The 25,291-nt window shown below is 40.1% G+C and carries 20 protein-coding genes; 3 read left to right on the forward strand and 17 right to left on the reverse strand.

Annotated elements, in window-relative coordinates:
* Positions 1-395: 395 nt before the first annotated feature.
* From ACFPRA_RS12860 to ACFPRA_RS12890, 7 genes are all read right to left on the reverse strand, one after another.
* Entirely contained in the window at positions 396-1,739 is a 1,344-nt protein-coding gene (locus ACFPRA_RS12860) for an MFS transporter (RefSeq protein ID WP_381435208.1), read from the reverse strand.
* Positions 1,740-1,827: 88 nt separating this feature from the next.
* A complete protein-coding gene (locus ACFPRA_RS12865) occupies positions 1,828-2,604 on the reverse strand; it encodes an enoyl-CoA hydratase/isomerase family protein (protein ID WP_381435209.1) in 777 nt (258 codons plus the stop codon).
* A complete protein-coding gene (locus tag ACFPRA_RS12870; protein WP_381435212.1) occupies positions 2,601-3,773 on the reverse strand; it encodes a 3-hydroxyacyl-CoA dehydrogenase in 1,173 nt (390 codons plus the stop codon). Before ACFPRA_RS12870 ends, ACFPRA_RS12865 begins: the two co-directional genes overlap by 4 nt.
* A 343-nt stretch (positions 3,774-4,116) precedes the next feature.
* Positions 4,117-5,055 carry a glutarate dioxygenase GlaH gene (glaH, locus tag ACFPRA_RS12875; RefSeq protein WP_381435215.1) on the reverse strand — a complete coding sequence of 313 codons (939 nt, stop codon included), beginning with the start codon at positions 5,053-5,055 and terminating at the stop codon, positions 4,117-4,119.
* A gap of 319 nt (positions 5,056-5,374) precedes the next feature.
* The gene (locus ACFPRA_RS12880; protein WP_381435643.1) at positions 5,375-5,710 is read right to left on the reverse strand and encodes a DUF3870 domain-containing protein; all 336 of its coding nucleotides are present in this window, start codon (positions 5,708-5,710) and stop codon (positions 5,375-5,377) included.
* Between the two features lie 29 nt (positions 5,711-5,739).
* Positions 5,740-6,954 carry an L-2-hydroxyglutarate oxidase gene (lhgO, locus tag ACFPRA_RS12885; protein ID WP_381435219.1) on the reverse strand — a complete coding sequence of 405 codons (1,215 nt, stop codon included), beginning with the start codon at positions 6,952-6,954 and terminating at the stop codon, positions 5,740-5,742.
* 16 nt (positions 6,955-6,970) lie between these two features.
* Positions 6,971-7,639 carry a GntR family transcriptional regulator gene (locus tag ACFPRA_RS12890; RefSeq protein ID WP_381435221.1) on the reverse strand — a complete coding sequence of 223 codons (669 nt, stop codon included), beginning with the start codon at positions 7,637-7,639 and terminating at the stop codon, positions 6,971-6,973.
* A 400-nt stretch (positions 7,640-8,039) separates the two neighbouring features.
* On the opposite strand from ACFPRA_RS12890, the gene ACFPRA_RS12895 reads away from it, so the two are divergent.
* On the forward strand, positions 8,040-8,207 hold the full coding sequence (locus tag ACFPRA_RS12895) for a hypothetical protein (protein ID WP_381435224.1): 168 nt from the start codon (positions 8,040-8,042) through the stop codon (positions 8,205-8,207).
* 266 nt (positions 8,208-8,473) lie between these two features.
* Positions 8,474-9,205, forward strand: a complete 732-nt coding sequence (locus ACFPRA_RS12900) for an IclR family transcriptional regulator (protein WP_381435226.1) — start codon at positions 8,474-8,476, stop codon at positions 9,203-9,205.
* Positions 9,206-9,384: 179 nt separating this feature from the next.
* Here ACFPRA_RS12900 and ACFPRA_RS12905 read toward each other — a convergent pair whose 3' ends face one another.
* From ACFPRA_RS12905 to ACFPRA_RS12940, 8 genes are all read right to left on the reverse strand, one after another.
* On the reverse strand, positions 9,385-9,804 hold the full coding sequence (locus tag ACFPRA_RS12905; RefSeq protein ID WP_381435229.1) for a putative quinol monooxygenase: 420 nt from the start codon (positions 9,802-9,804) through the stop codon (positions 9,385-9,387).
* 131 nt (positions 9,805-9,935) lie between these two features.
* Complete coding sequence (locus tag ACFPRA_RS12910; RefSeq protein WP_381435231.1) at positions 9,936-11,738, reverse strand: acyl-CoA dehydrogenase family protein; 1,803 nt, start codon at positions 11,736-11,738, stop codon at positions 9,936-9,938.
* Positions 11,739-11,774: 36 nt separating this feature from the next.
* Positions 11,775-13,688, reverse strand: coding sequence for a TRAP transporter permease (locus ACFPRA_RS12915; RefSeq protein WP_381435234.1), 1,914 nt, complete (start codon positions 13,686-13,688; stop codon positions 11,775-11,777).
* A 91-nt stretch (positions 13,689-13,779) separates the two neighbouring features.
* Complete coding sequence (locus ACFPRA_RS12920) at positions 13,780-14,940, reverse strand: TAXI family TRAP transporter solute-binding subunit (RefSeq protein WP_381435238.1); 1,161 nt, start codon at positions 14,938-14,940, stop codon at positions 13,780-13,782.
* A gap of 259 nt (positions 14,941-15,199) precedes the next feature.
* Positions 15,200-16,405 carry an acetyl-CoA C-acyltransferase gene (locus ACFPRA_RS12925; protein ID WP_381435646.1) on the reverse strand — a complete coding sequence of 402 codons (1,206 nt, stop codon included), beginning with the start codon at positions 16,403-16,405 and terminating at the stop codon, positions 15,200-15,202.
* 136 nt (positions 16,406-16,541) lie between these two features.
* A complete protein-coding gene (locus ACFPRA_RS12930) occupies positions 16,542-17,837 on the reverse strand; it encodes an MFS transporter (protein WP_381435240.1) in 1,296 nt (431 codons plus the stop codon).
* 595 nt (positions 17,838-18,432) lie between these two features.
* Positions 18,433-19,656 (reverse strand): CaiB/BaiF CoA transferase family protein, encoded by a 1,224-nt coding sequence (locus ACFPRA_RS12935; protein ID WP_381435243.1) that lies wholly within the window; start codon positions 19,654-19,656, stop codon positions 18,433-18,435.
* 56 nt (positions 19,657-19,712) lie between these two features.
* Positions 19,713-21,512, reverse strand: coding sequence for an acyl-CoA dehydrogenase family protein (locus tag ACFPRA_RS12940; RefSeq protein ID WP_381435245.1), 1,800 nt, complete (start codon positions 21,510-21,512; stop codon positions 19,713-19,715).
* Positions 21,513-22,015: 503 nt separating this feature from the next.
* Here ACFPRA_RS12940 and yyaC point away from each other — a divergent pair.
* Complete coding sequence (gene yyaC / locus ACFPRA_RS12945) at positions 22,016-22,624, forward strand: spore protease YyaC (protein ID WP_381435248.1); 609 nt, start codon at positions 22,016-22,018, stop codon at positions 22,622-22,624.
* A 378-nt stretch (positions 22,625-23,002) separates the two neighbouring features.
* Here yyaC and ACFPRA_RS12950 read toward each other — a convergent pair whose 3' ends face one another.
* Together ACFPRA_RS12950 and ACFPRA_RS12955 are read right to left on the reverse strand one after the other, a co-directional pair.
* A complete protein-coding gene (locus tag ACFPRA_RS12950; protein ID WP_381435251.1) occupies positions 23,003-24,316 on the reverse strand; it encodes a CitMHS family transporter in 1,314 nt (437 codons plus the stop codon).
* A 267-nt stretch (positions 24,317-24,583) separates the two neighbouring features.
* Positions 24,584-25,288, reverse strand: coding sequence for a response regulator (locus ACFPRA_RS12955; protein WP_381435253.1), 705 nt, complete (start codon positions 25,286-25,288; stop codon positions 24,584-24,586).
* Between the last annotated feature and the right edge of the window lie 3 nt (positions 25,289-25,291).

A 25,291-nucleotide genomic window follows, 5' to 3' on the forward strand; every position in this document is an offset into this window, starting at 1 on the left:
TGACTCTGTCTATTGTAGATGCTCTCGAACTCCTTCCAATCTGTAGATAACTTACTCAATTCAAAACCGAATCCAAGTATCGGAGTACTTTAATAACTAAAAATTGATGATCTTGCAATTTTAATTCACTAAATATTCAGTAATTATTATAACGATACCGTTCAATCTCCCTTTTGACAATTGGATCATCTGGCTAAACTTCATTGGTGAAACGATTTTCTTTTGTGTATGGGGCACAAAATAAGATATACCACATTGCTCCATACAAGAAAAAGGTACTGAATCAGTTTTTAGCCAATTCAGCACCCGATATCTCGATCGTTCAAAATGGGGATTCCTTATAAAGCATCCATCAGTTCATTCCCTATCTTATATTTTCATTCCAGAAGCTATGGTCACGCTATCATCTTAGAATTATTCTCCAATTTTCTTGCTGTTAGTTTATACCAGACCGAAATGGCGAGGGAGAGTAGACATACAACGAGCAGTATACGGTATACATTCTTATAAGCTAAGCCAAGGGGTATGTTCTTCTGGAGCGATAGAATAATTCCGCAAACTGCAACGGAGAATGACGCTCCTAAAAATTGAATCAGCTGTATCAATCCCATCCCCGAACCGATCAATTGTTTCGGTAAGATGTGGGACGCTTCATTATTTAACGAAGACAGGGTTGCGGAGAATGCGGGCGAGAAACAAAGATATCCACAAAGAATGACAACAATAGGTGAGGCATCCAGGGCAAAAGAAAATACTGCCAGTACAAAAGCTAATAGACTATGACCAATAAGCAAAAATTGGATATTCCCATAACGGTCAATCCCCCGCCCCACAAAACGGCTTAACAATGTTGCTAAAATTGCACCCGGCGCGATCGTTAGCCCTATGGTAATTGCCGATTTTCCGGCTAAATCAGCTAAGGCAAGCGGCATGAGAAATAGATTGCCAATGTTCAGCATCAAAATACAGAACCCTACCGCTGTCAGTTTTAGGTAATCTTTATTAGTGAAGAGTTGCGGGTTGATGAAGGTTTCTTTTTTTACGCTTCTTAAATACCAAGCATGCACTGCAAACGACAGAAGGCTCCCCATAAACCAAAATAAAGAACGCTGCATGACTGCTATCAATAATGTACTTGCATTTACAATTGTTAATACTGCACCCGGAGCATCGAATTGTAAAGGCTTCGGTTCTTCTTTTGGAAGCAGCCGCAACAATACAGGGAGCACCAAAAGAATTAGACAGGTAGAAGCAAACAACCCGTTATATCCGAAATACTCACTGATGACACCTCCAATGATAGGACCAAATCCAAAAGCCATCGCTCCCCCCGTGGAAATCATCATAATCGCTCTTCCACGCCGATTAGAAGGGATATAACGGTTTGCCATCACAATTCCCAGTCCAGACATCGCTCCTGCACCTGCCGATTGTAGAATTCGAACTGTCAACAACGTAGTAAAGTCCCTCGCGAAAATCCCGAAGATCGAAGATAAACCTAAAATCGTCAAACCGACCATCAGTAGTTTCCGTAATGGTATACTATCGGATAACCGGCTGTATATCATTGTCGACAAGGCATATCCAATGGAATAGCTTGAAATAATCCACGATCCCAGTTCAGCTGTAATGTGAAGATTTTTTATAATGCTAGGAATGGATACGTTAAACATCGTGGTATTCATCAGTACAATAAATACGCCAAACATCCAGATCGGCATGACAATTCTTTCATTCATTTGTTTTTTCCTTCCCATCCACCAACACCTGGCTACCTTTTTTTAAAAGTCAGCTAGCCATTTACAGCAATCCTAAAATCACTCTTTTTTATCTCCCTGTAAAATGAGCCTCTCTTTTTTCCAAAAATGCAGATGTTCCTTCAAGCTTATCTTCCGTTGTATATAAAATACTTTGGGCTAACTTTTCGATTAACAGCCCAGTTTGGATATCTGTTTCTGAAGAAGCATTAATAGCTATTTTAGAAAGTTTTAAAGCTAACGGACCTTTCGCTATCATCTTGGCTGCCATTTCCTTTGCTGCCGTCATTAACTGATCGGCTGGCACAACCTTATTGACTAATCCTATTTTCTCTGCCTCTTCCGCTCGAATAATATCCCCCGTAAAAATCAATTCTTTCGCTTTTCCTTTTCCCACAAGTCGGGTCATTCGCTGTGTTCCTCCAGCTCCAGGAAGAATGGCTAAATTTAATTCCGGCAACCCAAACCTTGCACTTTCTGAGGCGATTCGGATATCGCATGCCATCGCGAGTTCACATCCTCCGCCCAATGCGAAGCCATTAACTGCTGCAATAGTTGGTTTATCGAAATTCTCTAATTCCGTATATAGAAGCTGCATATCTGCAACTAATCCGTCCAAAAATGTTCTATGTTGAAGTGCACTAATATCAGCGCCCGCTATAAAGGCTTTCTCTCCCGCGCCAGTAAAAATGACAGTCATTATCTCGGAGTCTGTTTTAATGTTCTTTAAGCACTCTCTAATTTCTGCTACCGTTTCATTGTTCAATGCATTTCTGACTTCCGGCCGATTGATCGTAATAATTGCTACTTTGTTATCGATTTCCACTAAAATATTTTCATATATCATCGTTGTCCCTCCCACAAAAAAACATTTTCAGGGGCTTGAGATAATATTTTCGCTGGTTCCAATACTTGCTTATTCAGCTCTTTTGCTAACGTTGCTAAACGATTAATGGCATCTTCTAACTGAATCCCCTTATTCTTCTCAATCGGTCCGACCTTATCACCTGTTCCAAGAACCATCGCTAAATCGATATCTTTAGGGGTTGCGACTCCCTCTTCAATCAATTTTGCCGCTTCATTTAACTTGACTAAGTCTATATCGCTCATTTTTATTTTGTCTGTTTTTTTATCAACATCGATATTCGGCCTTCCAACAGACCAATCATAAAAACCTTTCCCCGCCTTCTTCCCTAATTCACCGCTGTTTACTTTCTCAGTCAATTTTTTATAAGGAATATAATCTTGGTGTAACACTTGTTGGCGATACTGACATGAATAGTACGTTACGTCCAAACCAACATAATCTGCTAATTCAAAGTGCCCCATCGGCTCTCCATGAAATTTCATAAGGGCATCAATCTCTTCCGGTTGCGCGATTTCATTATCGACGATTGCCCCTAAAAAAACTCGAAGCGGTGCATTAATTCGATTCACAATAAAGGATGGGCTATCTTTTTCCACTCGAACTGGTGTTTTATTCATTTTCAAACATAAATCATATGTAATCTCCATTGTTTCGTCGCTTGTTTCATCACCGCGAATCACTTCGACTAACTTCATCAACACCACAGGATTAAAAAAATGTGCGCCAACTACTCGATCTTTATATTGTAGATCCTTAGTAATTTCGGAAATCTTCATGTTCGAAGTATTCGATGCGAATATTGTATTTCTTGAAGCGATCTTTTCCATATCGCTATACAGATTCCGCTTTAACTCTACGATTTCCGGCACTGCCTCAAAAATGAAAGGTGAACTTTCGATAGCTTCTTGAAAGTTTAAAGTTGGGTGCAAATTCGTTTTACAGAATTGCATTTCTTCAGCCTTAATTTTCCCTTTCCTATGTAGGATTTCTAAACTTTCGTTTATTTTATCCACTCCACGTTGAAGTGAGGTATTATTCGTATCGTATAAATGGACGATCAATCCTCCTAGTAACGCCGCTTGTGCAATTCCATGTCCCATGTCGCCGGCTCCAATTACCGTGACAGTTGTAATCTCTTTTCTTTTCATATTGACCTCCTAATAATATTTTCATGATTATTTTCCATCTATTACGCTAATAGCAATGAGCAAAAGCAATAGTTTTGTTAATTGCAATACATTGTCTTACTTTCAATATCCCTCTGATATATATTCATAATAAAGGAATTATAATTCCTTTATTATGAATATATAGTAACTTTTCCGAAAAGTCAATCACCCAACTGTAAAAAGTCAACTTTTACATGAATGAATTGCACTAAGAACTAAAAAAGGACAAATTCATTCTCTGAACTGAAAGTCAGGAAATGAATCTGTCCTTTAATCAAATGAACCTGGTCATGGTATAACTACTGAATAACGCAATGAACAATTATTGATTAAATCGTCCGCGCTGACGAAGTAATTCACGATTTAAATCTGGATTTACTTCGAACGCAGCCCGTCCGTGAAGCCAAAAGATATTATTGAGAACAACTAGATCACCGACCGGAAGCTCCAACTCAATGACTCTTTCATCATTTTCCATCGAATGAGATAGCTCGCGAAGATATTTTGCCTGCTCAATGGTTTCGGGATAAGCGAACTGATCGATGTAACACATACCTGGCTTGTTATTGTAATTAAAGAAAGTTAAGCGTTCAACCTCTTGCGCAACATTTTTACTTGCCGGAGCTTTATAGGTGAATTTATGACCCGCTAATGGATGGCTCGTATACTTGTCAAGCTCTTTCCAATCATCGAGATGCAACAAGCGCGATTCGCCACCTACAGCATTCTCTTCAACGAACTTCATCATCAGAAGCCAGTCTGTCGGCTCATCTACAAACGTGCCATCTGTATGAAGTGTGAATAAACGGTACGCCTGACGAAGATAAGAATCGCTGCTGTCGGTATGTTTCACACTAAAGCGTGCATAGTATTTTCCGGACATGGAATCGTGGTTAGGTGTACCGAGCAAATGCGAGATCGCTGTAGAGAAAATAACGAATTCGTCCGTATCTTCCGTGATGCCTTCTAAACCAAGCGTAAATCCGCCGGACTCCCGATCATTCACAATATCACGAAGCAGAGCTCCGAATTCTTCACCTGTTTCCTCTAATAGATAAGAAGCGACGATGTGGCGCTCGTATGGCGTGTATTCCAAATGCTGGACCGTTTGATTGTTTTGTTTCACTTTTTCTAAAAAGTTAACAATTACATTTTTTGAAAAGTTAATGTGGTACAAACGATTAGACTGCGGGTGGATTTTCACCTCATACGCTTCCGTTTTCTGTTCGAACTTCGCTTTTTTCAATTCTGCAATACTCATGAATAACTCCTCCTGTTATTTGTAATATAGGTAAATTTGACAAACAGGAAATATAAAAAGCCAGTCGCACAAGCTCCCTCATTAAAAAGGAGTTTCTCTTGTACAACTGGCTTATATTCACTTCACCGCTCTATGTAAATAGAGTCGCAGCAAATTAGCAGTTAATTGTTATTTATGTTTCCCGTTTTCAAGTATTTACAATTTACTCACGATTCCGAAAGGGTATTTTTCGAAAGGTGGAAACTTCTTAAATACTTGATTGACTCTATCATACTACTTCCAGGTCTATATGTCAAACACTTTTTAATATTTCAATTTATTAAACCGAATGCTTATCTTCAGTCTGCATTTGTTGAAAATGTTGCCCAAGATCCTTCAAGGCTGCAATGAGTGCATTTGTCGCCTTCCCATGGTAGTAAGTCTGAATCTCTTTGACTGAATCTTCTACACCATCTTTTAGACTTGTTCCCCTTAAAATGCGTCCAATGAATTCACGACCATGCTCTGTTGCCAAAGTACAAGATGCTTCTAATATAACGCCATATTTAACATCGACCTCAGCTGTAATCGTCAATGTTTCAAAGACATTTTTCGCCGCCATTCCCTGGGGTAAACGTGCATGGCCAGCAATGAAGATTGTTTTTCCATTTAGCATCATTGATCTACTCCTTAGAATAATATTGATCAGACTAGTACAGCTTCTTTTAAGTTTGACTGTTCCGGTATTCGATTAACAATCTCTTTTCCAATTTCAATAGAAGCTGTTGCAGCTGGAGAAGGTGCATTACATACATGGATCGTTCGTTTCCCCATTATAATAAAGAAATCATCAACCATATTTCCATCACGATTTAATGCTTGCGCACGAACACCAGCAGGCGCAGGTATTAGATCATCTTCTTGGATTTCCGGTATCAATTCCTGGAGGCTTTTTGTAAATTGCTTTTTGCTAAAAGAACGGACATATTCATCTAGCCCCTCTTTCGCAAACTTACCGGCCATTTTCCATAATCCAGGAAAACTTAAAGATTCCATTAAATCTTTCGCATTAAAATCTGTCTTTTTGTAACCTTCACGTTTAAAACTAAGCACAGCATTAGGTCCTGCATCGACTTCACCGCTAATCATTCGAGTAAAATGGACGCCTAAAAACGGAAACTTCGGATTCGGAACTGGATAAATTAAATGTTTAACTAAATGACGTTTTTCCGGTACCAGTTTAAAATACTCACCTCTAAACGGTAGGATTTTCATATCCGTTTTATATCCTGCAGCTGCAGCCACACGGTCACTGTGAAGCCCGGCACAGTTAATCACCCTATTCGCTTTTAAGGTTCCACGATTTGTTTCGATGATCACCTGGTCAGATTCTTCGTGTATTTTCTCCACTTTTGTATTTAAGCGTATCTCCCCACCGTGCTTTTGTATAATTTCGGCGAATTTTTCACTAACTTGTTTGTAATTGACGATACCAGCCTGCGGAACACGAATTGCGCCTAGTCCGTTAACATGAGGTTCGATCTCCTTTAATTCATCTCCACCAATTTTTTGAATGGCTAATTCATTTTGTAGCCCACGTTGATATAAGTTTTCGAGAAGTGGTAACTCTTCCTGTTTTGTTGCGACGATTACTTTTCCACATATATCATGGTCTATTCCGTATGTTTGACAGAATTCAGTCATCGATTGACTTCCTTGACGTGCAAAACGCGCTTTAAAACTGCCGGGCTTATAATAGATCCCCGAATGAATCACTCCGCTATTGTGTCCTGTTTGATGTTCAGCAACAAATGACTCTTTTTCAATAATGACTACCTTTGCATTAGGAAAGCGTTCGTAAAGTGCCATCCCCGTAGATAAACCAACAATTCCTCCGCCAACTACTGCAAAATCATACATTCATCAAGCACCCCTTTTATTTCGAATTTTCACTATTAAGCAGTTCCATATAAGTAATTAAATTGTTTTTGGTCCGCAAAATATGATATTCTACCGCTGCTCTTACCTCAGCAGGATCTCCCCGTAAAACTGCTTCATAAATCATTCTGTGTTCCCTTTGTGTCTCCGTATAATAATCAATTAGTAAATTTGGTGCGATGGGGGAAATACCGAGCGTTTCCACCATTTTTTGCACCCTCGGCCATGGACAACCTTTACGCAATGTTTCATGAAACATCGCATTCAACCGAATATAACGTTCATTTGTTTCATTAGATATTTCAAGATTTTCCATTTGAATCAATGTTTCTTCCAAACGGTTTTTATCCTCATCCGTCAAGAACGGAATAGACTTTTCAACCGCAAGCCCTTCTAACATCGAACGGGTATGATAAATTTCTTCTATATCATCCCGGGTAATCGGCGTTACAATCGCCCCTTTGTGCGGAACCATTTCTACTAAGCCTTCTATTTGAAGTTTAGTAAGCGCTTCTCTGATCGGCATTCGACTTACATCCAACCGTTCAGCCCATTCCTCCTGAATAAGCCGATCACCTTTTTTTAGCGTACCATTCAATATCGCCTTCCTAAGGCTTGCCGTTACATAGTTAACCACTGTTGATTTCTCTTCACTCTTTTTATCCAATCTATCACTCCTCACGTAAACATTGGATACAATAAATATAATATAACAGCAAATATTGTTGTCCACAACACATTTAACAACAATATTGGATACAATTAAATTTTATATTGTATCCAATAAGAGAATCACAAAACAGTATTGACAACTTTTAAAAAATAAAGCATAATTTAATTATTGAATTATCAAACGAATAGAGTCCATTTGGGAAACTGCCTTTCCCTAATTCCGATTTCTATCACATAGAACAAACAACAAAAATTGAATAGTTGAAACTGCCTAGTTTACTGTACTTCAAGTGATTGGAGAACACACGTAACTCTGAGCCAGTTATACATCAGCCTGTTTTTATGAGTGATGTATAACTGGCTCTTTTGTTTTCGACTAAATTGGAGGAATTGGAATGGCAATGGCGATCACAAACAAAAAAGAATTGAATGTTGGGCAAAAACCAGGTGAATACGTAATTTTACCGTATTCTGCAAATACCCAACCCGAAGAATTGGCAGGCAAAAAAAGCTGTAAAAGATCATGCAAGATGTGTAAATGCTCTAATAAAGCAACCAATTGAATCAGCTCCATCCAACGCTCTGCAATTAACCGAAGAACACAAGTAATTTCGAGCCGGCTATACATAAGTCCATTTTATGGGCGATGTATAGCTGGCTTTTTTATTTTGAGGTAAAAAGTTTGACTTAATAAATCAATTTACTATGTACTTACAGCTATCCTTGCTAGTATAGCGCCAAGTCCTATCCAACCTAACTAGCACATTTGTTGGGTATGCTATAATACAGTTAAATAATTTGAACAAGGTATAAAAGGGGGATTTTATCGATGTCTTCAAAGATTTCAACTACGGTCCAACGTGCGATTACAATTATTAATTATTTAAACGAGGCACGCGGTCCTCAAGGTATAAAAGATATTAGCGAAAATCTTAATATAGCTCCTCCTATCACACATCGTCTGCTTGCCACTTTAAAAATGGATGGTTTGGTATTTCAAGATCTTGAATCTAAGAAATATTCACTTGGTACTGTTTTTATTGATTATGCCAATAAAATCATTGCAGATGTGCCCTTCCTCTCTCTAATTGATCCCGAATTAATTAAACTGAGAAATGAAACACAGGAAACCGTTGGGTTATATATGTTATCAGACTTAATAAGGATTTGTGTAGTTGAACATGAAAGTGATCAGGAAATAAGTAGAAAAGCAGGCGTTGGTAATAAGATTCCACTTCATCTCGGGTCAAGTGGGCGCGTAATTCTAGCATTCCTTAGTGAAGATTTCCAAACTCGCGCACTCAGTTTTCTCACAGAGGAAGAAAGAAAAATACTTCGACAAAAACTAGAAACAATCGTTGAGACCGGTTACGCAATCAATGAGGAAGAACTTGCTGAAAATGTAGCTGCACTATCAGCACCTGTTTTCGGTGCAAAAGGAAAAGTCATCGGTGCCATTTCTATTTCTGGACCACTCTTTCGATGGAATACAGAATCGATGGAAAGACATATTCCTACACTGCTAAAAACTACGAAAAGGATTTCAGATTCATTATATTAAAGCAAGGATTCTGCAGTAATCTTGAGGGAAGAAAAATGGCATACTGAGTCCGTTTGAAATTTCGTCCAAACTAAGTACTTATGATGCGCATGACAAATAGCTGTATATCCTGACTTCTCAATCGGATATACAGCTTATTTTCTTTCACATTTTAACTGACCTTTATGATACATGCGTGTCTAGGTACCAATTACGCCGTGATGTGCTTTGTGCTTGGTTGAACGAGGATCTCCCCATGTGGAAATAGAGTCTCTTTGACTAATAATCGATGACTCGTAGCGTGTTGAAAGATAAAAATCTAACATTGGTTTTCTTTTCATCGAAAACTCCAAATAGTGGGGTGCCTTGTTATGAGCATTTACATAATCTACCGTCTCCCATATTTCAAATACAAACATATCTACATCATTCTCTAACGAAGGATAGTGTGTGTAGAAAATATTCCCTTCCTCTTTTCTAGTATTTTGAACATTATCATCTACAAACTTTAATAATTCTTCTCTAGTTCCAGGTTTCAAGCGATAATGAACGCCAATTGTAACCATTTTTTCAAATTCCCCACCCATATTTTTCTTCATTTCCTCCAGCATATTCGCCATTTCCCCCTTCCTCCCGTGATGTTGTAGTCTAAATGAGTTAGACAAACAAAAAATATAAAAGCCAGTCACACAATTTTCCTAATAAATTCAGAAATAAGTTATACGTCTAGCTTATGATAAAGAGCGATTGTTTACAGCGTCACGACGGATTGTTGTATTTTTTCCAACAAACTTTCAACGGCGTTGGTCGGAACTTGCTCCCAATCAACAATTGCATCAAACCATTTCAATAACGAGGGATCGGAGTAGCTGAAATCATCAAAACCGTTCTTCAGTAAATAGCGATGGATATACTGTAAAGTCATGTACAACTTACGATAATTTCCTTGTTCCGTAATTTGTGCAGAGGCTTCATCCAGTAAAAGACTTGCCGCACAAACATGATACAATCTGTTCATTAATTGTTTAGCAGGCAGTTCTTTCTCTGGTCCGTTCAGATCTATGATTCTTTTCGTTTGTGATTCAACTTTTTTAATAATTCTCATGAGAACCTGACTCGTCTGTTGTACAAAAGAATCGGAAATATCATCTGTTAAATTGTAAACTATGTTGAAAAAGTCCTCTCCTGTTTTGTCTTTCACTAACGACCTTAGAACGTCTAAAGCTATAATATTTGTTGTTCCTTCCCAAATTGAACCTACAAAAGAATCTCGCACAAGTTTCGGTTCAACCCAATCCTCGATATACCCATTTCCTCCCCTTGCTTCCATTCCTTCAGTGGCAGAATTTCGAGCCCTATTACAAATGCATCCTTTTAGCAACGGTGTTAAAATTCGTAATAGCTTTTCATCAACTTCGCTGCCTTGATCAGCTTTATCATAAACAGAAGCCGTGAAGAGCGCCATTGCTGTTGCAGCTTCGGAGTCTAATAATAATTCAAAAAGTGTTTCTTTCATCAGTGGTTTTTCGGAGATGGCACTTCCAAATGCTGCCCGACCTCTAGCTGAAACGAGCGCTTCCAAAAAGCTTCTTCGCATCATTCCAGCGGAACGCACACCATTCGATAATCTAGAAGAATTTACCATCGACATCATTTGCTTAAAGCCATTCAGAATATCTCCGACAACATAAGCTGTGGCTCCTTCAAAGGTTACCTCACCTGAAGCCATGTCGCGTGTTCCTAACTTATCTTTTAAACGATTGATTCTAAACTTATTGAGAGATCCATCCGGTAATTTTCTTGGCATTAAAAACATGCCTAGGCCTTTTGTGCCCCCAGGAGCCCCTTCAGGACGAGCCAGAACTAGCGCCAGGTCCGAAGTTACATTGGAACAAAACCACTTATCACCCCAAAGTTCCCACTGATCACCAACTTTTTTTGCCATGACTGTGTTAGCACCAACATCTGAACCCCCTTCTTTTTCAGTCATAAATTGGGCACATGTCCATAGTTCATTCATATCCGTGCTTGTCATATGAGGTAAATAGGTTTCTTTCATTTCTTGATCGGCAAACCTTCTCAACACACGTGCAGCGGAATCGGTCATATTCATTGGGCAAGATAACCCAAACTCAGATTGAGCAAACAAATACCAAAATCCATACTTCAGCACATGCGGAAGTTTTGTAGAAAATCCGAGTACGGGTTTATGCGCCATAGCAACTAGACTAAATTTACTGTAGGCGATGTATTCCATTTCCTTATAGGCTGGATGGTAGTCGACTCTGTTGACTACTTCCCCTTTCCCATTGAACGTAAATAACTCGGGCGTATGTTTGTCCGCAATACGGGATAACTCATCCAAACGTGTGCCGGCTGTTTCGCCCAATTCCGTTAAGTGGGATAAGGCGTGATCATAGTCTTCCTTGGAAAGATAACGTTTTAAAATAAAAGCTAGATTGGGATCTTCCTCAAAAAAGTTTAAACCTTTTGTTTCTGGCATTGCCCCTACTTCTGCTTTTATCTTTTTAGATTCCAATACAGTTACACTCATTCGATTCCCCTCCAAATGATTGATTTTTTCACAACCTTAAACACCCTGTTTCTCCCCTTTGTTTACACTTAACAGAAGCTTGGTTCTATTTTTATAAAGATAAACAAAGAGTATTACTGCCATGCCGCCAATGACAACATAAGTATTTGGGAAGAACAAACATAGTCCAGCAGCAAATAATAGGATTCTTTCGACTACGTTCAATACTCCTCCCCAGAATAAATAGCCTTCCAGTGCTACCGCAACCATCGCTATACCAATGATTGCGACTACGATATCTATAATCGTATCAACCGGGTCACCACGGCCGATTAAGATAGCTGGGTTGTAAACCATAAAGAACGGAATGATAAATTTAACCGAACCTAGTTGCATCGCTTGAAAACTGGTCTTCATAGGGCTAGCTCCAGCAATACTGGCAGTTGCAAAAGCGGCTAATGCAACTGGAGGTGTTATATAGGAAACTGTGGCCCAATAAATTACAAACAAATGGGCAGCAACAGGATCAATGCCGACAGCTATGAGTGCTGGTGCCATGATAACAGCCAAAAATACATATACAGCTGATACCGTCATTCCCATACCTAAAACAAAACATGTAATGGCTCCGCCAAGTAGGATAAGGAGCGTACTATCTCCTGCGGCTGCAACCAATTCCCTCGAAAGTGAGAATGAGACTCCTGTAGCAGATAAGGCCCCTACAATAAAACCTACTCCGGCAATAATCACTACGATATCCGCCAGTACCTTTGCGATGTCCATTAACATATCAAACAGTTGCTTGAAATTCATTCGAGTTTCTTTTTTAATCATCGTGATAATAATTAAAGCTAACGTTCCATAATAAGGGGCTTGACCCTCTGAATTAAGGATTCCTAAAAACCCAATCATCATTGTAATCGCCAATATATAATGCCAACCGTCTTTTAACGTTTTCCAAAAAGAAGGAATCTCAGATTCAGGTAATCCTTTTAGATTATTTCTTGCTGCATATCCATCGATTTGGACAAATAAACCGAAAAAGTATAAAAATGCAGGGACTACAGCAGCCAACGCAATGACATAATAAGGTACTCCCAGAAAAGCGGCCATGATAAAAGCGGCCGAGCCCATAATTGGAGGAGTAATTGAACCACCTGCAGAAGCGGTTGCTTCAATTGCTGCTGCATAATGCGATTTGTATCCTGTTTTTTTCATAGCAGGTATTGTCATTGAACCGATTGTGACAGCATTTGACACCGCACTCCCACTGAGCATTCCAAAGAATGCACTACCTATAACTGCAACTTTGGCTGAGCCTCCCCTCGTTCTTCCAAATAATGATAGAGCAAGGTTAAAGAAGAAATCTCCCCCACCCGTACGAGTGATGACCACTCCAAATATAAGAAAACCAAGAAGCAAACTTCCGATTGTTTTATAAGCGATACCAAACACACTATTGGCACTCATAATATGGTTTCTAGCTAATGTTAAAAAGTCATAAGATTGTCCTTGTAATATTGCTAAAGGCATACCGGATGCGACTAAAGGATAGAGTGATATCACTAATACAACGAGCGATAAAACAAGTCCTCCAGTTCTTCGGAGTGCTTCTATTAATAGAATCCATAAGAGTATGCTTAAAACAGTAGGTATCGTAGGTGCTACCCAATCCCAACCTTCTAGGATGATGCGTTCCCCTTGCGCACCGATGTAAACGATACTGATCAGTGAAACAGCAAAAAATACAATATCAAACCATTTCACGGACGTATGTGTTTTCCTTGCCGGAAAAATCAAAAAAGAAATGGGCATGAAACAAGCAAGCAAGAAAATAAGATAAATATTTTCCATCGGATTAATGCCGAATAGATTTAAATAAAACAACATATTTACAGATAATAGAATCCCAATCACAGTGGAAGCAATAATGACAATCTTCCAAAATAAATTAAGTCTTTCTGTTTTCATACTAAAACCCTCCCTAAATTCTTTCGAAAAAACGTTTCGTTTTTCATTAAGACTCGATCCCTACTATGTGATTGAGATTATGATGCAGAAATCATTTTACAAGCTCTGCTTTCCGTTTTAGCCAGTACTCCGAAAATTCATCCTTCGAAATTCCTTGTTTTTTAGCTTCGTCTGTTACTGTTTCCCACGCTGCTTTTAAATCATTCGCTCTTTGAACTAATGCATCATTTTTCGCTTGTTTTTCCTCATCCCAAAGGCCTTGATCCTTAAAGAATTCAACGGTTTCATCGTGGAAAGGAATACCAATCGGGTCGGTTAGTACTCGATCTTTCGCGTAAAGTATTGCTCCCGGAACTGTATCCTTGACTTGCTCAAAGTTTTCATCCATCGCTTCCAATACACCTTTAATATTTTTTTGATCAGCATAGCTGACAAGTGAATAGCCATACCCTAAAAGAGTTACGTCGCCTTCCATACCCGCACCATCATCCCGCGGTTCCGCAAATAGCCATTGTGCAACCTCCCTTGCACGACTCCATCCCTCATCATTTTCAGCGGCCATTTCAATCCATCTTATTCCACCTTTACTATCTGCCTCAAAGAAGATCGCACCAGACGGAATACCACTAACTACGTCAATCTTCTTTTGTAGAAGCGCATCAGTTTGACTCCCATACGCCGCAAGCTCAATAACTTCTACGTCATCCCATGTGAGACCCCCGAATGCCAACATCGCTTCAGTTTTCACATTGACTGAAATATTTCCGGGGAAATAGGGAACTTTTTTTCCTTTTAAATCTTCAATCTTTTCAAAACTGTCATTTGCTCGGACACCAAGTCCAAAATGAGCAATCGGTGACCAAACCGCCCTTAAATCTTGCGGTCCCCACTCCAGGGCACTAAATTCCTCTAATCCTTCAAAAGCATATTGTGACTCATCCCCTAATTTTGCTAAGGAGGCTGTACCATTTTTCATAGGAATCATTCTTCCGATCCCAGTTGCAGAAGGTAACATACGAATACGTGTGTTATATTCACTTGTAAGCATATTTGCAATAGCTGACATTTCTGCGTAACCGCTCGTTCCAACATCATATACACTCCATGTCATTTGGTTGGGAAGGGATCCCGGTCCTTCACTTTGGTTATTGCCAGTAGCGGCAGCGCCACTAGATCCGCCTTCAGAATTACAACCGACAAGCATTAACAAAGACAAGACAAATAAACCTATTAGAGATAATGTTTTTTTCAATACTGCTTCCCCCTCTGGAATATTGGATTCTTTTTGACCTTCGACACCTTCTTTGAATATTAGGACTCTTTGATACGTAGTTAGTATTATAAGCGCTTTCATTTATTCAAAAACAACTTTCCTTTTACAAGGGGGAATAATAAAAGCCAGTCGTACAAGTTTCCTAATCGAACTAGAAATGACTTATACGACTGGCTTATATCCACTTCCCCGCTCTATGGCTAATAGAGTCACAGTGAATAGGCAGTCAATTGGTTATTTACTTTTCTGTGTTTTCCACAACTACTGATATCCCCTGCCCAACACCGACACACATGGTGGCAAGTCCATACTGGACATCTCGTTTTTTCATCTCATGAACTAGTGTTGTTAAAATACGTGCTCCACTTGCACCGAGCGGATGACCAAACGCAATCGCACCACCATTTACATTCACTTTATCCGGATCCAATTCCAATTGGCGGATACACTCGAGTGATTGAGAAGCAAACGCCTCGTTTAATTCGACAAGTCCAATGTCCTCTATTCCTAAATTTACTCTTTCCAATGCTTTACGGGTTGAATAAATAGGTCCAAGACCCATAATCGATGGTTCCAAGCCAGCAACTGCACCAACGACATATTTGGCTAAAGGTTTTAATCCGAGTTCTTTCGCCTTTTCAGCACTCATTAACAGTAACGCTGAAGCTCCGTCATTTACACCAGAAGCATTACCTGCTGTTATCGTACCTCCTGCAAAAATCGGTTTTAGTTTTCCTAACTTTTCAATTGTTGTACCTGGACGCGGATGTTCATCCTGCTCAACGACTACCTCATTTCCTTTTCGGTCTATAAAATGAACCGGTACAATTTCATTCGCAAAACGATTATTTTCGACTGCTTGTTTTGCTTTTTGCTGACTTTGAAATGCAAATTGATCTTGATCTTCTCTGGATACCGAACACCGTTCTGCTACGTTCTCTGCTGTTTGCGGCATGGAGTCCGCTCCATACATCTTTTCCATTTTTTTATTCGTAAAGCGCCAGCCAATCGTTGTATCATGAAGCTCCATTGAACCTCGTGGAAAATCACTTTCCGGTTTTCCCATGACAAATGGAGCCCTCGTCATGCTTTCCGTTCCACCAGCAATGTAAATATCCCCTTCGCCTACCGCAATCGCTCGAGCAGCATAGATAACAGCGTCAAGACTTGACCCACATAACCGATTAATCGTTGTTCCGCCTACGTTGACAGGGAGTTCAGCCAACAGTGATGACATTCTCGCCACATTGCGATTGTCTTCACCAGCCTGGTTGGCATTACCAAAAATGACATCCTCAATTTGTTCAGGAGACAGATTAGGGTTTCGTTCAATAAGTGCCTTAATGACAATGGCTCCCAAATCATCTGGTCGTACACTTTTTAATGCACCTTTATACCTCCCAATGGGGGTTCTTACAGCATCTACAATCACTACTTCTCTCAATTCACAATCAACTCTGCTTTCTGTATATTTTTTATAACTTTTCACTTCTCGCATGTTTCATAACGCCTGAACCTACTATAACAAGACCGTTTATCATTCGTACTATGTAAAAAGTAAAAAAACTTTTTAAGAATGCTTACATAGTTTTGATTTCGATAGCATTTTTCTTTCGTTCGGCGGTACTGTTTTCTTTTTCTCCAGCGTCAACATTCTCTTTATTTTCAAATGGATCATACATTTTTTCCCGGATAAACAGCGCAGGAATGACAGCTGCTAAGACATAAGCAATACCTAAAGTCGCTAATCCGAATCCGATTGATTGGTAGTGTGCAATAAGACCAATCAATACCGGAGCCATCGCTGATCCGATTCGACCAATATTATATGATCCGCCTACAGCTGTCCCGCGAATATGAGTAGGAAAACTCTCATTCATATAGGTCGCATTGACTGCATATGGAATACCATAAAGGAATCCAAGTATCGTTAATAACAAAATAATGTTTGTTGGGGAATTGTACAGATAAACGATTGGTAAAAGAATTGCAGTTGAGAAACCACCTACAAGAAACATCGTTTTTCGCCCGTATCGATCTGCCAGCCAACCCGCAAGAATTTTCCCTAAGATTGCCGCTGCGTATGTTCCTACAAGATACCCTGTCATCTGTTTAAAATCAAAACCTAAATCAGTTACAATATAAGTCGGCAACCAAGTTCCTACCCCGTAATAAGCAAATTGTAAGAAGGTCGCAGTAAGAGCCCAAAACATGAAAATCTTTCTTGTTTTTGGTTCCTTGAAGATTGTAGTCCACTCGTTCTTATTCCCCTCTTGTTTTTTCGCTTGTGCTCTTTCTTTCCACCCTTCAGGTTCTGGAATCTTGCGTCTAATATAAAGAGCCAAAACAACAGGGATGATCGCAATAAAGTATAGCGGCCGCCATCCGTATGCAGGTAAAATAGCACCCGCCAATAAAGCTGCCACTAAATAGCCTAATGAATAGGCAGCTTGTATTGTCCCTAATACCGTCGTTCTTTTTTTGGTTGGTACATATTCGGCCATGAGCATTGTCATGATCGTATATTCCGCCCCCATCCCAATAGCAGCAATGAAACGAATAACGATAAATTGATCGTATGTTTGTGCAAATCCGAGTAAGCATGTTCCAATCGAGAATAGAACCATCATCCAAGTTGCCATTTTTACCCGACCAAATCGATCCGATAACCAACCGCCAGCAATCCCTCCGACGGCCATCCCTACTAAGGACCATGTAGCGATGAGTCCTGCTTGTATCTTATCAATATTAAATTCTTCCATTAGACTAGGTAACGTGATTGATAGCATGATTAAATCCATGCCATCTACTAAAAGACCTAAAAAGCAAGCGACGAAAACTACAATCCAGGTCCGTTCCGTTTTGACTTTATCCATAAAACACCGCCTAAATTATTAATTTCGTCCATTTCAGTGTAAGCGCTATCTAATTGTGACTGTATAGGAGGATAGGAATGTATAATGATGTATTCGTTTTTATCATACATTCCTTTTCCTAGTCTCTATACGGATCAATTGCGCGTCGGCGTAATTGCGTCCAGATTTTGAATCGAGCTTGAGGCCTGCAGGATGTTGGTCATGCAGTCGTTGCGAATCGAACAGCAAAGGGTTCGATTTGCCTTAATTTAGGACGTCGCGAACTTAGACTGCCTTCCTTTAACTCCTTTCAAAATCTGTGACATCCTCCGGGGGCTTGGGGCAACAGGATGTTGGTCACTCAGGCGTTGCCAATCGAACAGCGTAGGGTTCGATTTGCCTTAATTTCTGCGTTTTCTGCAGAAATTAAGGCACTTTCAGGACACGGCGACGCCTGAGTTCCTCTGATCAGCAAATCTTTTTGTACTGAAAGCGAAGCGTCAGCTACAGAGAGTTTGGACTTCATCTGATTGATATGCATTCTGGCATTCATCCCGCCACTTATGGAAGTGAGGGACTTCTGCTGAAGCAAGTTAAAGTTGATAGGAATGGAGCCCTAGTGAGTTATTTTTTCAATAGTCAATGGAGATGATCCAACCACCTTTTCCTGCATGAATGATTCGATTTCTTGTCTATCGTATCCTAACTCTGACAATACCTCTTCAGTGTGTTCTCCATGCAATGGTGGATATCTTTCAATAGTGACTGGTGTATCTGAAAGTCTAATGGGTGAACCTAAAAGTTTAACCATTCCAACTTCCGGATGTTCAACTTCCTGTACCATTTGTCTTGCAAGCACTTGCTGATCTTCAAATACTTTGTCTAATGTATTGATCGGACCACATGGAATATTGTTTTCCTGGAAGATGGTGAGCCATTCATCTGCCGTTTTTTTTAATAGCGCTTCTTGGATTTGAGGAAGCAATTCTTCTCTGTTAATATTGCGTCCACTAGCTGTAGTAAAACGCTCATCTCGAGATAGCTCGTCCTTTTCCAGTAAAGTACAAAAACGTTCAAACTGGTTGTCATTACCGACTGCAATAATAATCTCGAAATCCCTTGTCATAAAATTCTGATAAGGAACCAAAGTCGGATGTTGATTTCCGTATCGTATTGGAAGTTTCCCTGTATTCAAAAACCCTGTCCCAAGGTTAAGTAACGAAGCTACCATGGAATCCAAAAGGGAAACATCACAATGCTGGCCACGACCTGTGTGATTTCTCGCCTGCAAAGCAGCTAATATGCTAATAGTTGCATGTAAACCCGTAGTCAAATCAGCATAAGCATTACCCGCTTTTGTAGGTTCACCATCCGGTGCACCATTGACACTCATAAACCCACTCATCCCCTGAGCAATAAAATCATATCCCGGCAAATTTTTATAGGGTCCTGTATGCCCAAATCCGGTGATGGAGCAGTAGATTAATTTCGGATTTAGCGCTTTCAAGTTTTCATAGCCCAGTCCCATTTTTTCCATTGTTCCTGTTTTAAAGTTTTCGACTACGACATCCACTTCTTTTAGAAGTTTCTTTATGATTTCTATTCCTTTTTCTGTCTTTAAATTCACTGTGATGGCTCGTTTGTTTCGATTAACTGCCATAAAATACAAACTGATACCTTCAACATCTGGAGGAAACCACCCACGTGTTTCATCTGGCATTCCTGGTCCTTCCACTTTAATGATATCTGCGCCCAAATCTCCCAACATACTCGTACAAGTTGGACCAGCCACCACCCGACTTAAATCAAGAACTCTAATCCCGCTTAATGCTTTGGTCATTTAACTCCCTCAATTCTTTATCGCTGTCATACATCTTGATGGTAGTGTTTAACTATTCAGAGTGTCACGGATTGTTGTACCTTTTTCAACAAATCTTCAACAGCCTTATCAGGAACTCGCTCCCAGTCAACAATGGCATCAAACCATTCTAATAACGATGGATTCGAAAAGCTGAAGTCATCAAAACCATTCGTAAGGAAATAACGGTGGATATACTGTAAAGTCATGTATAATTTGCGGTAACTTCCTTGTTCTGTAATTTGTGCAGAAGCTTCCTTCAGTAAAAGGCTAGCTGCCAAAATATGATACATCCGGTTCATTAATTGTTTCATAGGCAACTCTTGCTCTGGTCCATCCAGTTCGATTACTTTTTTCGCTTGGGCTTCAATTTTCTCGGAAATTTTCCGGAGAACTTGACCCGTTTGCTGTGCCAAAGGATTAGAGAGATTCTCTATGGAACTAGAAACTGCATTGAAAAAGACATCTCCCGCTTGGACTTTCACTAACGATCTTAAGACGTCTAAAGCTACAATATTTGTCGTACCTTCCCAAATTGAACCTAAAAGTGCATCGCGTACAAGCTTCGGTTCAACCCAATCCTCAATGTAACCGTTTCCTCCTCTTGCTTCCATCCCTTCAGAAGTGGAGTTTCGAGCCCGTTTACAAACGTATCCTTTTAACAATGGCGTTAAGACCCGTGATAACCTTTTATCGTCTTCGCTGCCTTCATCTGCTTTGTCATAAACAGAAGCCGTGAAGAATGTCATCGCTGTCGCCGCTTCAGAATCTAGCAATAGTTCAAATAGTGTTTCTTTCATCAGCGGCTTTTCAGCGATAGCGCTTCCAAATGCTGCCCGACCCCTAGCTGAAACAAGTGCTTCCAAAAAGCTTCTCCGCATCATTGCAGTAGAACGGACAGCGTTCGATAATCGAGAATTATTGACCATCGACATCATTTGCTTAAAACCGTTTTCAAGATCACCGATCACATAAGCCGTCGCGCCTTGAAAATCGATTTCCCCCGAAGCCATATCCCGTGTTCCAAGCTTATCTTTCAGTCGATTGATTCTGTATTTATTTAAAGAACCATCCGGGAGTCTTCTTGGGACTAAAAACATTCCGAGGCCTTTCGTGCCTGCAGGAGCACCTTCAGGACGAGCTAAAACTAACCCAAGGTCTGAACTTACATTGGAGCAAAACCACTTATCTCCCCAAATTTCCCACTGATCGCCAACTTTTCTGGCCTCTACGATGTTGATACCAACATCTGATCCGCCTTGCTTTTCAGTCATAAACTGGGAGCAAGTATGCAATTCATCCATATCGGTACTTGTCATAAGAGGTAAATAAGTTTGTTTCATTTCTTCACTAGCATACAACGTTAAGATACGAGCGGCAGAATCAGTCATACTCATTGGACAAGCTAAACCAAACTCGGATTGGACAAACAAATACCAAAATGCATATTTGAGTACGTGTGGAAGTTTCGTAGAAAAACCTAGCACTGGTTTATGCGACATAGCGGCAAGACCAAACTTACTGTAGCCGATAGTTTCCATTTCCCTATAGGCTGGATGGTAATCCACTTTGTTGATTACTTCCCCTTTTCCATTGAAGGTAAATAACTCAGGCGTATGTTTATCTGCAATACGCGATAACTCATCCAAACGTGATCCCGCAACTTCCCCTAATTCTGTTAAAGGAGATAGCGCCTGATCATATTCTTCCTTGGAAAGATAGTTTTTTAGAACAAAAGTCAGATTGGGATCTTCCTTAAAGAAGTTTAAACCTGTTGTTTCTGGCATCGCACCCACTTCTGCTTTGATAGGATTCGCTGTTAATAGTTCTGTACTCATCATTTTCCCTCCAAATAAAATTTCATTTCAACTTGTTTACAATGGATAATTTCCCGATCTCGTTATTCATAATAAAGGAATACAAATTCCGTTGTTATGAATTTAAACCAACTTTTCTGAAAAGTCAACCACTTTTTTACTCAAAAGAATTGAATTTTGCTTCACGGTGACTTGCTAAGTTCTGTATCCTTCTTTCCCCTCCCTTTTATTATTCAAAAGATTTTATTCATAATACAGGAATTTAAATTCCGTTATTATGAATTTATATGAATATTTCTGAAAAGTCAACCACCTACACCATAAAAAATGCTGAATCGTTTTTCACTCGATTCAGCACCTCGTGTTTCTATTATCTTTGAAATCTAAAAAAGCACATTAGAGACACAAAATATGCAGTATATTTGAAAAGCATCAATATATCGCTCAAAATCAAAAGGATTCCGACAATTCGTGTAGAATTAAGCAATAACTGTATCTTTTTTGCAAAAAAGGGGGGGTATTAGATGTTTCCATTCAGAAGAAATAAATTAGTGCCAGCGAAGACGAGCAAATTGTATTATCGCTATTCCTTAACGTCGTCGACAAAAGAAGATATGGATCAAATGTCCATGATCCTTCAGACATTATGTCAACCATTTGAAAAAGAACTGGTTTTTTTATGTATTGGAACAGACCGATCCACAGGAGATGCGTTCGGTCCTTTAGTAGGCACTACACTAATGGAGAATCAATGCCCCTATCCTGTCTTCGGGACGATTTCAGAACCCGTCCATGCACTGAATTTAAACTCCGTTCTTAAAGATATCCATCGGCGCTTCACACAACCGGCCATCCTCAGTTTAGATGCTTGCTTGGGGGAACATCATGAAATCGGTTCGATTTTATTAAAAGACGGACCGCTTGTTCCAGGATATGCCATCCATAACCCGTTACCGGAAGTCGGGATTTATCATTTGAAAGGGGTTGTGAATTATTTGGATCCCCATTTTCCCGCGAGTTCTCTAAATCATACACGATTGGATACGGTCATGAATCTTTCGAAGATCACATCCACCATCATTTTAAATGCTGTTAAACAACGCACAACGACAAAAATGACGATGAATCCATAATGATTCATCGTCATTTTCATTATCAATTACGCCTTGGCGTAACTGCGTCCAAATTTTGAATTGTGCTTTCTAATGGCTGGTGCCTTAATTTCTGCAAAGAACGCAGAAATTAAGGCAAATCGAACCCTTCGTCGTTCGATTCGCAATTAACTCCTTTCAAAATTTGTGACATCCGCCGGAAGCTTGGGTCAACAGGATGTTGGTCACTCAGGCATTGCCGCAGGACGCGGCGACCTTAGCCTGAGTTCCTCTAATCAGCAAATCTTTTTGTACTGAAAGCGAAGCGTCAGCTACAGGTAGTTTGGAATCCCTCTGATTGAAATACACTTTAGTATTCACCACGTCACTTATAGAAGTGCGGGTCATCTGCTGTTAAAGTTATGCGATTGTAATGACTCCTAGCAGAAGTGCAGCAAGTGTCATCACGACAACTGTGCCAAATGCCCATTTGACTGCGAAGCGTTGTAAATCACCGAATTCCGTTCCGACTAAGCCGATTAGTAGATGGGCTGCCGCCACTAATGGACTCAATACGTGGATCGGTTGGCCGATCAATGAAGCACGTCCAATTTCAACTGCACTTACACCATACGCTTCAGCTGCTTGCGCAAGGATTGGCAAAACACCGAAGTAGAAAGCGTTATTGGACATAAAGAACGTGAATGGTGCACTGATGAATGCGACAAGAACTGCTAAATAAGGTCCTAATGCATCTGGAATGATGACGACTAATGTTTGAGCCATCGCATCAATCATTTCCGTACCCGCCATGATTCCAGAGAAAATTCCTGCAGCGATAACGATTGAGACAACTGCCAATGCATTTTTGGAATGCACTGCGATACGTTCTTGTTGCAGTTTCAATTCTGGATAGTTGACGAGCAAAGCGATGCCAAAGAAGATCATGAAGAGAATCGCCAATGACATAAAGTCGATGATTAAACATGCCATCAATACAACCGTCAAGAACAGGTTGAACCAAACCAATTTTGGACGCTTATAATCAGCGGCCCCAGCTGCAGCTGTTGCTGCTAATTGAAGATCCGCCTCCGACTTAGAAACGGGTTCAAGTTCCACAACACCCAATCTTTTCCGCTCCATTTTCCCTAACAAGAATGCTGCAACCAGCACCCAAATCAAACCGAACCCCATGACAGGAATCATCGGGATGAACAGTTCCGAAGAGTTGAGTCCCAGTGATGCCATCGCCATTGCAGATGCACCGCCCCATGGTGTCATATTCATAACACCCATCGATAACATCGCGACAGTCGCCAACACTAGACGATTCATTCCAAGACGTTTATAAAGTGGCAATAATGCGGAACAAGTGATGATATAAGTCGTTGTTCCGTCCCCATCCAATGCAACCATCATGGATAGGACAGCCGTCCCAAGAACAATTTTTAATGGGTCGCCTTTTACCAGTTGCAGGATTTTGGAGATCAGAGGATCAAACAGACCCGTATCAATCATAATCCCAAAGTAAAGAATCGCAAATAAAATCATGATGGCCGTCATGGCAACTTTCTCAACACCAGCCTGCATCATCGGACCTAAATCAGTTAAGAATCCCCCAAGAATACCAAATACGATCGGTACGACCATAATGGCAACCAATGCCGACATTCGTTTCGACATGATTAAATACATAAAGACTGCAACCATTGAAAATCCTAATACTGCTAACATCGTATATCCCCCTTCTGTTTCTATGTCGGTTGTAAACCTATTCCAAAGGTGTCCAAAAGCTCCTCATTTCTTCTGCTTTTGCAAATACCTTCCGTTGACACCGCTTACAAGTTGGAATAATCGTAACAGGTATTTTTTAAGAGGAATAGTTTAAATGCGTAATGTTTGTTTTAATCGTTTTTATCATTGTTTTCATATTTTTTATGCATGTATCCACCGAAAGACACAGAAAAATCCCGCGTTGCCTCTCATACGCAACGCGGGATTTCATTTGACGGTTCTTTTGTATTTTCTTTCTGGTCGCCCAACATTCCCATAGAAGATTTCAACTTCCATTTCTTCAAGCGAAACCAAGTATTCCAAATACCGTCTCATCGTTGAATAACTGATACCCACTTGGCGACTAAGTTCGTCCGCACTTAAGCTACCTTGCATCTCCTGAACCTTCGCTCTCACCAATTTCAATGTATGTTTGTCGATTCCTTTCGGATAGCTCCCCTTTGAAGGTTCTTCAAGAAGGGCTGTTTGTTGATTTTTCCGGAAATAGACGTCAATTTTATCCTGATTTACGACTTGTTCCTGATGCAGTTGTCCTCTGACGACTTCATATTCCTTCAATGTCGCGATCAGTTTATCTACAATGATCGGTTTAACTAAATAACCGAATGCACCGCCGCGTATCGCTTCACTCACAGTCTCTGTATCATTCGCTGCGGTGATGAGAATGACATCGATGCCCCGGTACTGTTTCCGGATTTCCCGCAGGAGATCAATGCCGTTCATATCGGGCAGAAAAACATCAAGTAACAGCAATTGAGGCTGGATGACCTTCAATAACTGCAAAGCCTGTTCTCCGGAACTTGCGGTTGCAACGACGCGAAAACGCTCCATTTGATCTGTAAATTGCTTATAGATATTTGCCGCATCTACATCATCTTCTATAATGAGGACGCTGATCATTTCTTCATGCATGAA

It is taken from the genome of Sporosarcina soli (genome assembly GCF_042655805.1).
GTDB classification, from domain to species: domain Bacteria; phylum Bacillota; class Bacilli; order Bacillales_A; family Planococcaceae; genus Sporosarcina; species Sporosarcina soli.

What these genes read in the sequence shown, in the direction of transcription:
- ACFPRA_RS12860 (WP_381435208.1), bottom strand. Translation starts at nt 1,739, where the DNA reads ATGAATGAAAGAATTGTCATGCCGATCTGGATGTTTGGCGTATTTATT.
- ACFPRA_RS12865 (WP_381435209.1), bottom strand. Translation starts at nt 2,604, where the DNA reads ATGATATATGAAAATATTTTAGTGGAAATCGATAACAAAGTAGCAATT.
- ACFPRA_RS12870 (WP_381435212.1), bottom strand. Translation starts at nt 3,773, where the DNA reads ATGAAAAGAAAAGAGATTACAACTGTCACGGTAATTGGAGCCGGCGAC.
- glaH (WP_381435215.1), bottom strand. Translation starts at nt 5,055, where the DNA reads ATGAGTATTGCAGAATTGAAAAAAGCGAAGTTCGAACAGAAAACGGAA.
- ACFPRA_RS12880 (WP_381435643.1), bottom strand. Translation starts at nt 5,710, where the DNA reads ATGCTAAATGGAAAAACAATCTTCATTGCTGGCCATGCACGTTTACCC.
- lhgO (WP_381435219.1), bottom strand. Translation starts at nt 6,954, where the DNA reads ATGTATGATTTTGCAGTAGTTGGCGGAGGAATTGTTGGTTTATCTACG.
- ACFPRA_RS12895 (WP_381435224.1), top strand. Translation starts at nt 8,040, where the DNA reads ATGGCAATGGCGATCACAAACAAAAAAGAATTGAATGTTGGGCAAAAA.
- ACFPRA_RS12900 (WP_381435226.1), top strand. Translation starts at nt 8,474, where the DNA reads ATGTCTTCAAAGATTTCAACTACGGTCCAACGTGCGATTACAATTATT.
- ACFPRA_RS12905 (WP_381435229.1), bottom strand. Translation starts at nt 9,804, where the DNA reads ATGGCGAATATGCTGGAGGAAATGAAGAAAAATATGGGTGGGGAATTT.
- ACFPRA_RS12910 (WP_381435231.1), bottom strand. Translation starts at nt 11,738, where the DNA reads ATGAGTGTAACTGTATTGGAATCTAAAAAGATAAAAGCAGAAGTAGGG.
- ACFPRA_RS12915 (WP_381435234.1), bottom strand. Translation starts at nt 13,688, where the DNA reads ATGAAAACAGAAAGACTTAATTTATTTTGGAAGATTGTCATTATTGCT.
- ACFPRA_RS12930 (WP_381435240.1), bottom strand. Translation starts at nt 17,837, where the DNA reads ATGGATAAAGTCAAAACGGAACGGACCTGGATTGTAGTTTTCGTCGCT.
- ACFPRA_RS12935 (WP_381435243.1), bottom strand. Translation starts at nt 19,656, where the DNA reads ATGACCAAAGCATTAAGCGGGATTAGAGTTCTTGATTTAAGTCGGGTG.
- ACFPRA_RS12940 (WP_381435245.1), bottom strand. Translation starts at nt 21,512, where the DNA reads ATGAGTACAGAACTATTAACAGCGAATCCTATCAAAGCAGAAGTGGGT.
- yyaC (WP_381435248.1), top strand. Translation starts at nt 22,016, where the DNA reads ATGTTTCCATTCAGAAGAAATAAATTAGTGCCAGCGAAGACGAGCAAA.
- ACFPRA_RS12950 (WP_381435251.1), bottom strand. Translation starts at nt 24,316, where the DNA reads ATGTTAGCAGTATTAGGATTTTCAATGGTTGCAGTCTTTATGTATTTA.
- ACFPRA_RS12955 (WP_381435253.1), bottom strand. Translation starts at nt 25,288, where the DNA reads ATGCATGAAGAAATGATCAGCGTCCTCATTATAGAAGATGATGTAGAT.